11 protein-coding genes are annotated in these 11,892 nt (G+C 44.5%); 1 reads left to right on the forward strand and 10 read right to left on the reverse strand.

Annotated elements, in window-relative coordinates:
- Positions 1-56 precede the first annotated feature (56 nt).
- Both JCM16456_RS20870 and JCM16456_RS20875 read right to left on the reverse strand, forming a co-directional pair.
- Positions 57-1,622 (reverse strand): methyl-accepting chemotaxis protein, encoded by a 1,566-nt coding sequence (locus JCM16456_RS20870; protein WP_068718112.1) that lies wholly within the window; start codon positions 1,620-1,622, stop codon positions 57-59.
- Positions 1,623-1,796: 174 nt separating this feature from the next.
- Positions 1,797-2,405 (reverse strand): OmpA family protein, encoded by a 609-nt coding sequence (locus JCM16456_RS20875; protein WP_068718114.1) that lies wholly within the window; start codon positions 2,403-2,405, stop codon positions 1,797-1,799.
- A 211-nt stretch (positions 2,406-2,616) separates the two neighbouring features.
- On the opposite strand from JCM16456_RS20875, the gene JCM16456_RS20880 reads away from it, so the two are divergent.
- On the forward strand, positions 2,617-3,090 hold the full coding sequence (locus JCM16456_RS20880) for an FKBP-type peptidyl-prolyl cis-trans isomerase (protein ID WP_068718116.1): 474 nt from the start codon (positions 2,617-2,619) through the stop codon (positions 3,088-3,090).
- Positions 3,091-3,169: 79 nt separating this feature from the next.
- Here the strand turns inward: JCM16456_RS20880 and JCM16456_RS20885 are convergent, their stop codons facing one another.
- From JCM16456_RS20885 to JCM16456_RS20925, 8 genes are all read right to left on the reverse strand, one after another.
- Positions 3,170-3,772 (reverse strand): beta-phosphoglucomutase family hydrolase, encoded by a 603-nt coding sequence (locus JCM16456_RS20885; RefSeq protein WP_068718118.1) that lies wholly within the window; start codon positions 3,770-3,772, stop codon positions 3,170-3,172.
- A gap of 232 nt (positions 3,773-4,004) precedes the next feature.
- Positions 4,005-4,535: a GNAT family N-acetyltransferase gene (locus JCM16456_RS20890; protein WP_068718120.1), complete on the reverse strand. Its 531-nt coding sequence runs from the start codon at positions 4,533-4,535 to the stop codon at positions 4,005-4,007.
- Positions 4,536-4,877: 342 nt separating this feature from the next.
- On the reverse strand, positions 4,878-5,510 hold the full coding sequence (locus JCM16456_RS20895) for a response regulator (protein ID WP_082712404.1): 633 nt from the start codon (positions 5,508-5,510) through the stop codon (positions 4,878-4,880).
- Positions 5,503-7,248: a nitrate/nitrite two-component system sensor histidine kinase NarQ gene (narQ, locus tag JCM16456_RS20900; protein ID WP_082712448.1), complete on the reverse strand. Its 1,746-nt coding sequence runs from the start codon at positions 7,246-7,248 to the stop codon at positions 5,503-5,505. Before narQ ends, JCM16456_RS20895 begins: the two co-directional genes overlap by 8 nt.
- A gap of 363 nt (positions 7,249-7,611) precedes the next feature.
- Entirely contained in the window at positions 7,612-8,511 is a 900-nt protein-coding gene (gene secF, locus JCM16456_RS20910) for a protein translocase subunit SecF (protein ID WP_068718126.1), read from the reverse strand.
- 2 nt (positions 8,512-8,513) lie between these two features.
- Positions 8,514-10,340: a protein translocase subunit SecD gene (gene secD, locus JCM16456_RS20915; protein ID WP_068718128.1), complete on the reverse strand. Its 1,827-nt coding sequence runs from the start codon at positions 10,338-10,340 to the stop codon at positions 8,514-8,516.
- A 174-nt stretch (positions 10,341-10,514) separates the two neighbouring features.
- Entirely contained in the window at positions 10,515-10,985 is a 471-nt protein-coding gene (locus JCM16456_RS20920) for a hypothetical protein (RefSeq protein ID WP_068718130.1), read from the reverse strand.
- A gap of 72 nt (positions 10,986-11,057) precedes the next feature.
- Positions 11,058-11,750 (reverse strand): SH3 domain-containing protein, encoded by a 693-nt coding sequence (locus JCM16456_RS20925; RefSeq protein ID WP_068718133.1) that lies wholly within the window; start codon positions 11,748-11,750, stop codon positions 11,058-11,060.
- Positions 11,751-11,892: the final 142 nt, after the last annotated feature.

Genomic DNA, 11,892 nt, shown 5'->3' on the forward strand with positions numbered 1-11,892 from the left:
AAAATTTCTATCATCTATCTCAATACCCAAAGAACACCTTTTGGCGCTCTCATGTGTTAACGCTCTTCAAAACGTTTTGCAAGCTGGCGAAACTCATCTACTTTCTCACTCATGACATGGCTAAATTGCTGAACAGACTCAGTCGCAACCAAGTTTTCCTCAGCGGCTGAGGCTATTGAGTGGATATGACTATGAAGTTGGCCAGTTAACTGACGCTGATTCTGTGCCGAGTTCGCCATGGATGAGATGCCTTGGTGAAGCTGTTCGAGTAATACTGTTACTTGCTGAAGACGCTGCTCGCTTTCTAATGCATCTGAGCTGCAAGCCGCCGTCTGTTGTTGGCTATTTTCTATCTCATGACGCCAGCTTTCAATGGTATGTAGCATGGTTGTAATGCTAGATTCAATTTGCTGGGTCGCCTTTTGAGTGCGCGAAGATAACGCCCGAACTTCATCGGCCACCACCGCGAAACCTCGTCCCTGCTCTCCAGCACGAGCCGCTTCAATCGCAGCGTTGAGTGCCAATAAATTGGTTTGCTCTGCAATTCCCCCAATTTCACTCATCAGAGTACCAACTTGTTGAGCCTGCTCATTTAATTTAACGGTGGTTTCCGTTGCACGCTGTGCTTGATCGGTTAAATGCTCAAGGTTGAGATGAGTTTTATCAATGCTCTCTTTGGTGTTTTGACACTCACGATTTACATCGTCGATAAGGTGATAGGCATCATCGGCACCTTGAGACACATTCCGGGCAGCCTGCTCAACTTCGTTGGTCGCACTCACCACACTTTTGATGTCGATATTTTGTTGGCTAACCGCGTTATGCACTTGAATCGCTGTTTGGTTAAGCTCTTCAGACAGTGAGTAGAGAGGTTTCGCTGAGTCGACAAATCGCCCTAACACTGTGCGAATTTTTGCTGATGCCATTTTTAGATGGTAATCCGCATAGGAGAACGAATCATTACCGGAATAGATGAGTCGACTTAAGCTGTCGTACTGGCTACGTAGTCGCAACAACTGTTTGGGGGTGTCCACCAACTCTTGCCGAAAAAACAATATGATCGAAGCCAGCGGCAACACACTTAGCATCCAATGTAAGAGATCACTCTTTAACCACACATGAGCAGAAAGTGGCGCTAGCAGGGCGATAAGGAGCAACAGATAACGCAGTGTGGCACTGATACGTAGTGATGGGCGACGCTTACCTTGCTCAATCGCACACAAGTCGCGATAGGCTTTCGTTGCCGTACTCACCCAACGACTCTGTGGTTTTACGCGTACTGATTGGTAACCCGACATTTTGCCATTTTCATAAATGGGCGTAACGTACGCATCAACCCAGTAGTAGCCACCACTTTTGGTGCGATTTTTAACGATACCGCGCCATGGATGACCTTTCTTTAGATGCTCCCACATATCAGCAAAAGCCGCTTTAGGCATATCGTTATGACGCACAATATTATGGTTATGCCCCAACAGCTCTTCAGGAGTAAAACCAGCAATACGGCAGAACGTATCGTTGCAATACGTAATCACACCTCGCAAATCCGTGGTCGACACCAATTGTTCACCTTCGGCCACAGGTACTTCTTGATCACTATAAGTCGTTTTATTGGCTGACATTACTCATCCAGTTGTGTTGATTTCCGCCCTTGTTGATATTAAACATAGTTCAATTTGCAACGAACGGATAAACACGAGCGTGCTTAATGCAATGAAGTGCGAACTAAAACAAAAAAATCCCGAAAAATTCGGGACTTCTGTAAATATTGCAGAGCAGATGTGGTGAATTACAAACTAACTTTCATCAACAATAAACAATAACTCAACCCGTCGATTGCAAGCTCGACCTCGTGACGTTTTGTTGGTGCATTCAGGTATATATTCACCATAGCCACGAGTGTATATCGACTCTTTCGGGACATTCATCTGTCTGAGCATGCGCTCAATAGATTTAGCACGACGCTCAGAAAGACTGTCGTTCAATCGATAAGTCCCTGTGGTATCAGTGTGTCCGTTTACCACGACTGTAATCGCTGGATGATGCGCCAAGAAATAACTTAAATTAGTCATCCAAGGGTATGAAGCCGGGGCCACTTTATCTGAGTTGGTATGAAAACGAATCGTATCTTCAACGTACACCATCATAGATTGGCCAGGAACGACCTGATACTCAATTCTATGCTGTTGCAAAAATTGTAGAAGCACCGTGTAATTACTTCGAATCGCACTCATGCTTTTTTGGGGAGTGTTTTGCTTTACCACTCCCCAATCTGGGTTACGCACCGACATATCGCCCTTTGGTGCCACATCAAGTTTGTTATTCCCTCCCAAGAGTTTATCAAATGACCCGACGCTACTGCACGCGCAGAGCAACAAAGGAAGGAAAAGAGATAAATACTTCATCGAACTCTTCGCTCATTGATGGATAACATAATGTATATCGGCAAAACCTAAAAAACTTTATGAAAAATGATCGTATTATCAATCAGTACTGTGGGGTTTGACACATTTATACCCTTTACACTGAGTTGGCAATCATTACACTGCTACTCAAATTTAGCCAATTTTGTGAAAACTGGCGAACTCTTCCCATTTTTAATTGAGTGATGACCCTATGTCTAAAATTCTACTTCCGCTGATCATTTTGGTACTGGCGGCGTTTTTCATCTATCGCACATGGAGCAACCATAAACTGGCCGAAGAGAACTTCGCTAAGGGCCAATCGTTTTTAGCCGAAAATGCTCAAAAAGAAGGGGTGAAAACCACCGAAAGTGGTCTGCAATATGAAGTTCTACAAGCAGGGACAGGCACAGAACATCCTAAAGCCACCAGTAAAGTGAAAGTACACTATGAAGGTAAGCTGCTTGACGGTACGGTGTTTGACAGCTCTTACAAGCGTAATGAACCAATTGTGTTTGGTTTAAACCAAGTCATTAAAGGTTGGACAGAAGGCCTACAATTGATGGTCGTTGGCGAAAAAGTCCGTTTGTACATTCCGAGTACTCTTGCCTACGGGAAATCAGGTAGCGGCCCTATTCCACCCGCATCAACCTTGATTTTCGATGTTGAATTACTCGAGATCCAATAAGCTACATAATCAATGAAAAGATAATCAATGAAAAGGGGCACTCAACGTGCCCCTCGCTTTTGGTGTTCTTTGCGCATCACTATGCTGGGAAAGGATGAAATTCCAACCCGCTATCGGTCACCAATACACAATCCATTCCGCCGGCATGAGCGGCTTGCATGCCCAATAAGGTATCTTCAAATACCACACATTGATCCGGTGTAAGGTCGAGTGCACGACACGCTTGTAAAAACGTATCAGGGTTAGGCTTATGATTTTCTACATCAGTGGCGGTAACAAGAGCATCAAGCTTGGGTAAAATCCCCATTCGCGTTAAGAGTTGAGTGGCCATGCCTCTTTGACTGCCCGTCCCAACTGCGATTTTCTTTTTACCTAAAAAACGATCCAGTACTTCGTTGGTCATCGGTATCAGGCTACCTTTATCGTCCATTTCGGTAAAAATACGCATTTTGTTTTCTGAGACCGCTTTGGGGTCCAAAGCTAATCCATAACGCTGGTTAATTTCCTTTACAATTTTGAAGCTCGGCATCCCCCCCATACTGTGTAACCATGGGCCATCAAACGGAAAATCAAACTGTTCTGCGGTAATTTTCCAAGTTGCCACATGGGCTGGCATGGTGTCGATCAAGGTACCATCCATATCAAAAATCAGTCCTTGATAACGCTCAAAATCAATACTCATTAACACAATTACCTTATAACAGCTGAGAGAAAGTTCATCATCACACGAACAAAACTGCGATTCAACACTTCCAGAAGGGCATACCTATCATGGTGATCATGTGGTCAAAAATTGAATAGAAAAAAGGGGGAGAACAAAACAGCCATAACCATTATAAATGGGCAATCCATTTGCCTTTTATGTGCCATGGCTGCTTGTTTGATTGAGCTAAAACAACCTATACCCAAGTAACCTAGTGTACAGCTTGCGCCAGCGCTTTAGGTGTTTCCCAAGTGTAGATGAACTCAGGAATCGTACTGCCACAAGGGGAATGCCACTGGCGTTCTAAGTGGTGAATACCACCAATGTGATCGTAAAAATCGACCGCTTGAGAATTTTTTTCCATCACTTCGATGTAAACGCCGGAATCTGGGAAATAGTGATCAACCCATTTTAGAGCTTCTTGAATTAATTGCTTACCAATGCCTCGTCCACGATGTCGAGGAGCAACATGCAATGACTCGATGATCGTGCCTTTTTCGAAATCATGATTACCAAACACACAGATAAACCCAATAAGTTCACCTTGCTCTTCTGCAAGCACGATGTGTTGGTTAAAAGGGGGATTGGTTAGACGGGTCTGCCAAATTAATAGTCTGTCTTCTAGTACGTCGTGCTCAAGGTACTCTTGACCAAGTATGCCTTGATAATGGGTTTGCCAGCTTAAAGCATGTAGCTGAGCAACCCGTTCATAATCTCGGTATTCTGCTGCTCTAATTTCCATTTATTGTTCCTTATAACGTCCTGTAAGGATTAAAACCAGACTTCATACTATTCAATACAGCGCAAAATGCAAAACTAAGGGTCGATTAAACTTAGATTAAAGTTGATAAAAAGTGGTTATCTCTACAATATGCTTTATTAGCAATACATTGTACTATTGTTTTAATCTACGTTAATGCATCTCGTTTGATAACGAATAATGACCTCTAACCACCTGATTGCTCGCTATTTCCCCTTCTCCTTTACACCAACAAAAAAAGTAGAACCCTCAGCATACACACTGAAAGCTCTACTTTTCGCTAAACATCAAACTGGGTTACCGCCGCGGTGATAACCTGACATGCTATTTAAGATCACCAAAACGTTCTAGATAAAGCACCGTTGCTGCCGTTCTAGATGGCACCTGTAGTTTCTTCAGCAAACTCTTCATATGCACTTTCACTGTTGATTCAGAAATAAACAGTCGGTCAGCAATTTGTTTATTACGAAATCCCTTCGCTACTTCACTTAGAATTTGAGTTTCACGGTCAGTAAGGAGATCAAACACATCACGTCTATCCCGTCGTTTACTCAAATAGTTCAGCACTGTATCACTGTACGCTTTGGTCCCTGTTGCTGCATCTTTAAGCAGCTCAACCAATTGATCTGGCTCGGTATCTTTGAGTAAGTAACCATCAGCACCGACTTTCACTAACGCTTCAATATCAGCTGCATTATCTGACACTGTCAAAATAACAATGGTTGACGTACACCCATCTGCCCGCAGTGCTTTGAGGGTGTCGAGCCCAGATTTGCCTTTCATGTTAAGGTCCAGCAAAATCATGTCCGGTTCGTCTTGCTCAACAAGAGCAATCGCCTCATCACCACTGCTGGCTTCGGCAATGACATCAAACTCAGGTTCAATGCTAAGTAGCTGTTGTATGCCTCGGCGCATCAACGGATGATCATCTACCAGCATTACTCTACATTTAGTCAAGGGTATTCTCCTTTTCTAGTTGATACGTTAGGGTCACTTTGCAACCTTCATTTGGCTTCGACTCTATCGTCAGTTCCCCGCCTAAACGTTGCGCTCGTTCATGCATGATGTTCATGCCGTAATGGTTTTTCTGAGATACTGCTTCTTCAAAACCAATCCCATCATCTTTAACGTAAGCGATTACCTTGCCATCTTTCTCTTCACAATAAATGACGATTCGATCGGCTCGTGCATGTTTAATGGCATTGATCGTCGCCTCTCTCAACAACTGCAATAAATGCACTTGTTGATGTGCATCGATATCCAATGACGAGAGCTGATTAACCAGTACAATCTCTGCGCCCGTCTGGGAATCGAGTTGGTCAGCCATTTCTTTCAATGCCTGACCAAAATTCGTCTCTTTTAACGTTAAGCGGAACGTGGTTAAAAGCTCCCTTAACTGTTTGTACGCATTAGATAACCCTGTATCTATATCCGCAATCACCACTCCGGTTTTATCTTGAACACCTGGGTCATCAATACTCGCCATGACTCGTTTGAGCAGTGTCATTTGAATCTTCAAGTAGGATAATGATTGAGCAAGCGAGTCATGCAACTCTCGGGCAATAGTCGCGCGCTCTTCTAACAGCATCAGTTGCTCTTGCTGTTTTTGATAACGATTGTAGTAAATCCCCCGCGAGAGCACGCGCCCAAAACTGTTAATTAGCGAGCGATCAGGACAGGGTAACCCCTCCTTCCAACGTAATTTCCCGAGAGTTTCCCCATCCACCGACAATTCCATCTCATTGGGAAAGCTATCGCATTCACTCCCATCATGTAGCTTAATGCCATCGACCCCCGCATCGGCGATTTCCATTTCCACTGACACTATGCCTTCAATGGTCGAAAAATGGTGCACAATCGCCTGGAAGTTCTCCAATTTTATACGCGAGCTGGAGAGCTCCTGTGACGATTGGTAAAGCACTTGTAATGACTGATTAGCTTGCCTCAAACGCCGTGTTTTTTCATCAACTGCCAATTCCAATCCCCGATAGAGCTTACCGAGTTCACTGGCCATACTGTTAAATGTCTGCGCAAGTATCCCGAGTTCATTGGGAAAATCCGACTCAATTTTGATGTCGAATGAACCAAACTTAACTTCTTCACTTGCCTTCATCAATAACCGCAGAGGGTGAACAACATATTTACGCATGTAGCGCACCACAATCAGTGAACTGAGCAAAATCCCCCCGAGACAGAGCCCCCCTACCGCAGCCAACGTACGCAGCTTCTTCTCATTAAACTGCTGAAGATGCAGAACAAATCGATCTATCTGATCGACATAGGGTTCCAGTAATTGCTGTGCTTCATCACTCTCTTTACTGATCACTAACCCTTTAATATTTTTCCAACCCAAGATGAGATGATGGTATTCATCACGCAACTCAGGAGGTGTTCCCCAGCTATCTACCGCGCGTAATGCGGGCCCATATAGCGAGCGTTCAAAATCGCGTATGTGTTGCAACGCCATACCATTATTATCTTTCAAATCAATCACAAGGCGATATGACTGCATGCGCATTGAGCCTGCCACATTGATCGATTCGGCGTCATTTAGCGATGACGACAAAGTAAGCACAGCAAATAGAATGATCAATAAACCAAATCCAATCACCCATGACATAGCCTTAGCCACAAAATTGGTCACAGGTTTTGGTTTACTGAGCGCATTAGACGACAACTTTAACTCTCCTCGTATATCAATCCCTTCGTTGCTTTTCGAACTCGTAAACCAGTCGACCACCGGTAATCCTTGTTACCGACCAATTTTCAACGTTAATTACTTTAGCGTTAATCCTAAGGGGTTATATATAGAAATAGGCTATAAAACGGCTTTTGTGTATAGCAAATGTATGTTTTCTTGATAAAAACTGTGAAGCACACGCAAATATCGGTAAAACTTCACTTTTTTATCTTATACCCAAGTAACCTCAAGATGCGGTTTCAGCAAATACAACTCGCCCCTTGGGGGCACAACAACATTACAGAAACACCGCGTAAAGAAAAAGAGCCAGCAATGCTGACTCTTTTAGCGTGAAATAGACAGTCTAAAGAGACCAAATCAAGGAGCCATATCCACTTCGGTAGGTAAATAATGTTGGGCAGTTAACTGACATTTTTCCGGTAAAACCGTACCAATAGAAATAGATGACCAAGTACCCGAAATAACACCAATAAACATTGCGGTTGCAAACCCTGCTAATGAGTTTCCTCCCATCAACCACAGTGCCGAAATGGTAATTAACGTTGTACCTGACGTAACCATGGTCCTTGAGAAGGTAGCCATCACGGCTTGGTCATTGATCTCTGGCGTCGGCGTATTGCGTTTTGCTAGTAACAATTCTCGAATACGATCGGCAATAATGATGGAGTCATTTAAGGAATAGCCTAAAATCGCCAGCACCGCAGCCAATGTTGTCAGGTTAAATTCCATTTGAGTCGCGGCAAAAAAACCAAGCACCAGCACCACATCGTGGAACAGAGCCAATAGAGCGCCGCTAGCTAAACGCCATTCGAATCGAAAACAGAGATAGCCTAAAATACACAAGGTTGAGATGAGCAGAGCTAAACCACCTTGATTAACCATATCATCGCCCACTTGAGAGCCTACCATGCTGTTACCCACGATCTGAACTTGGTTTGAAATAGGCGATAACAACTGGGAGATATTGGGCGTTTCTTGTTTATCACCAACGGCGTAGCGAATGAGCCAGCGACCTTCGCCTCCAGATGGCGTCACTGTAGTCCCCTCACCTAAGGTAGGCGTTAACACATTAAGCAATTGGTGGTTGTCCAATGAAGCATCCACAGTGACCTCAGTTACCATCCCCCCAGTAAAGTCCAAACCAAGGTTAAGCCCGCGAACCGACAACACGACCAATGAAAGTACGATTAAAGTAATCGAAACATACGAGGTAATATAACGAATGCCTCGAATGTATGTTTTAAAAAATTGACTCATGGTTACACCCTCACATCACGACGTGTATCTCGACCCCAAATAAGGTTGACGAGCGCTCTCGAAGCAAATACTCCGGTAAACATACTGGTCATTAGCCCAAGTCCTAGGGTTAATGCAAATCCCTGAATTGGCCCGTTACCGATGGAGTACAACACCACTGCGGTGATCATAGTGGTAAAGTTCGCATCCCAAATGGTGGCAAATGCACTACTAAATCCTTGGTCAATTGCCTGAGCAAACGAACGACCTTCACGCAATTTGTCACGTATACGCTCGAATATCAGCACGTTCGTATCGACGGCCATCCCCACAGTGAGGACTAACCCAGCAATACCTGGCAAGGTTAATACCGCTCCGGGCAGTAGTGCAATTAAACCCAGCAAACAAACCATATTGGCGAGCAATGCTACATTCGCCACCCAGCCTAAGCGGCGATACCACAACGCCATAAAGGTTAAAGTTAGCCCCATCCCCAACGCCAACGCAGCGAAACCATTACTGATGTTCTCAGCCCCGAGTGAAGCACCAATGGTACGCTCCTCAACAATAGTAATCGGTGCGGTAAGAGAGCCAGCGCGCAATAACAACGCAAGTTGCTGCGCTTCATCACTTGAGCCTGCGCCAGTAATTCGAAATTGGCTGCCAAGCTGAGATTGAATAGTAGCAACGCTAATCACACGCTCGCTGCGCACAGTCTCCCCCCGAGAATTGGTTTTATACTCCCGATAGACTGTTGCCATCGGTTTGCCAATATGAGTTGCAGAGAAGTGGCCCATAGTTTCACCCCCCACATGATCCAAAGTGATATTAACTTCCGACATTCCCATATTATCCAGCCCCGCTTGCGCGTTGATAATGTGGTCCCCCGTAAGAACAGGCTGCCGCGCTAACGCCACTTTTCGACCCAATTTATCAGCCAGTGTAAAAGTATCGTGATTCGAACCATCACTCACTACTTCATAAAATGCGAGACTGGCGGTTGCGCCAATCACTTTTTTCGCTTGGGCAGGGTCTTGTACACCAGGAAGTTCAATACGAATACTGTGCTCACCTTGACGTTGCACTAACGCTTCCGTGATCCCAAGCTCCGCAATACGATCACGCATGATCTTAAGGTTTTGTTTTAACGTGCTCTGTTGGAAAGTTTGTTTATTTTGTTCGGTTGGGGCTATGGATATTTCGTTGCTCCGACGCACTGCATTCCAACCAGGATATTGTTGGGTCACAAACGTATACACGGTATCTAACGCGCTATCGGCATGGCTTATCACCGTAACCCCCAGATTAGGCTGCGACGAAACGCGAACTTGGCGTATGTGCTGTTGACGTAATTCAGCTCGAATATCGTCGGCCAACGCATCGCGTTGTTCATCAAATGCTTTATTAACGTCCACATTCAACAAAAATTGCACGCCACCACGCAAATCAAGGCCAAGCTTGATTGGCTCAAAACCCAGCTTAGACAACCATTTTGGCGCTACAGAACGGTATGAGAACGTAATGTTATCGTCTTTACTTAGCACCTTATCTAACGCAGTTTTTGCCAAAGTCTGCTGCGTTTCACTACCAAACAGCAGTGATTGTTGCCGTCCTTGTGATGAGATTGTTTGTGCCGAAATTCCTTGTGATGCAAGGAAGTTTTTCATTGCTAACACATCATTTAACCGTGCACTGGGCTGAGCATAATCAATTTGAATAGAAGGTTGTTCACCATACCATGTTGTAATCGCACTTAACGCCAAAACAACAATAGTGACCAATAACACCATGTACTTCCACGCGGAGTAATGGTTTAAGACACGTTTAGTGCCGGAAGCTGTTTTTTTCATATCATTCTCCTCAGCGTCCGAAGGTTCAAAATTCGCTGAGTCAGTAAAGAATTAATGTGACCGCGTCACGTAAGTGCCTGACGCACTTAGTCGGGTCTTTACCACGTAACCGACGCCCCCTCCCTATGAGAGGTAAATAGCTTTGGACACAGTTACGACAAATAATTCAATAACTTATGAGAACTGCGCGTTCAACGCGACATAAAGGGCATTACTCTCTTTCCACCCAGACAGCCGGTGGTCAGTGAAGTGATGTTGATAAGGAATATTAGGTAAACGAATGGCAGCATACGCATAGCTGCTCGTTTCTGGCATCAGCCAGACTAAAGAATTTGGCTGTTCAAAACCCAGTGGCTCACTACTGCTATCATCATTACCTTCATTAAGCGTCGACCGCAGAGCAAGTGTCAGGCGCCCTTGAAAAATGACCGCATCAGATAGAGGCCCCATATCTTTCGTAGAATAAGGGACAGAATGGGTTCGGTTAACTAACTGGTGAGCTCTCTTGGTGTGCTTTGAACCATGAGAAAATGACAAAGCAGGTGTATAAACTTGCGCTGAGTTTAATTCAGCCGCACTCCACTTTTGCACTGGCAACACCAGAGCAAGCAGAGAGCACAGTATAAGAGAATACCAACGCGACAAGATGAACACCTATGGAGAGATAAGAGGCCTCAGTGTAATGTTCAAGACCTCACTCGACAAGCAAAACTTCTGTTAACGTTTGACGTCATCAGGACCAAACACTTTGGCGTTCTGGGCATTAAGATAGATTTTATTAACACGCTTCATCCCGCCACAGTAAACAAAGTACACATCTTCATCACTAAAATTAACCGAGCGAACCCACCCCCCTGTTTCAATAAAGTCATCGGGCTTGCACCGCTTTTTCTTCAGGAGATTATTCGTCGTATTAATGAATGTCTCTTCGTACTTACCCATGTCATCGGATTTATCGATATAGCTCAGTATGGTTTCGCGCCGTTCATCAGGGCTGATCTCGGGTTTTTGGGTGACCAAGCCATCTAGCGGTATCCACTTGGCGGTCGCTGGGCGATTTTCTTGAAAAACAAAATACTCGGTGATTCTACCCCAGCCATTTTTCTTTTCTAAAAGGTGCACCGCATCGCCACGATATAAGTTCCCTTCAATAAATGCGTTAATATCCGTTTTACTGCGGATCGGTAGCGTTGCATCATCCACGTAGTAATCCATGATATCAGGGTTCTCTATGTCCATCTGAGCTTGATTTACATCAGGGTCCACAGGTTCCTCTTCTGGCTTAGGACCAAATGTGACATACATATCAAAAATCGATCCATGCATTGGCGCATAATAGAACAAATAGTAGCCAGCCCCCGCTCCTACTATGCCCAAAAGAAATAACAATGACATGATGACCTTTTTCATCCTCAATTTGCTCCTTACGCTATCATGAGGAAAACCAGCTATAAGTATCGGACACAGTTATTCACCTGTCTAAAATTGCATCTTAAGCCCACGCTATTTAACGTTTTTTTGTGAGGTGCCTCGGTTAAACATCTGGTTAATA

It is taken from the genome of Vibrio tritonius, from assembly GCF_001547935.1.
GTDB classification, from domain to species: domain Bacteria; phylum Pseudomonadota; class Gammaproteobacteria; order Enterobacterales; family Vibrionaceae; genus Vibrio; species Vibrio tritonius.

What these genes read in the sequence shown, in the direction of transcription:
- secD (WP_068718128.1), bottom strand. Translation starts at nt 10,340, where the DNA reads ATGAAAAAAACAGCTTCCGGCACTAAACGTGTCTTAAACCATTACTCC.
- JCM16456_RS20885 (WP_068718118.1), bottom strand. Translation starts at nt 3,772, where the DNA reads ATGAGTATTGATTTTGAGCGTTATCAAGGACTGATTTTTGATATGGAT.
- JCM16456_RS20925 (WP_068718133.1), bottom strand. Translation starts at nt 11,750, where the DNA reads ATGAAAAAGGTCATCATGTCATTGTTATTTCTTTTGGGCATAGTAGGA.
- JCM16456_RS20875 (WP_068718114.1), bottom strand. Translation starts at nt 2,405, where the DNA reads ATGAAGTATTTATCTCTTTTCCTTCCTTTGTTGCTCTGCGCGTGCAGT.
- secF (WP_068718126.1), bottom strand. Translation starts at nt 8,511, where the DNA reads ATGAGTCAATTTTTTAAAACATACATTCGAGGCATTCGTTATATTACC.
- JCM16456_RS20880 (WP_068718116.1), top strand. Translation starts at nt 2,617, where the DNA reads ATGTCTAAAATTCTACTTCCGCTGATCATTTTGGTACTGGCGGCGTTT.
- JCM16456_RS20870 (WP_068718112.1), bottom strand. Translation starts at nt 1,622, where the DNA reads ATGTCAGCCAATAAAACGACTTATAGTGATCAAGAAGTACCTGTGGCC.
- JCM16456_RS20890 (WP_068718120.1), bottom strand. Translation starts at nt 4,535, where the DNA reads ATGGAAATTAGAGCAGCAGAATACCGAGATTATGAACGGGTTGCTCAG.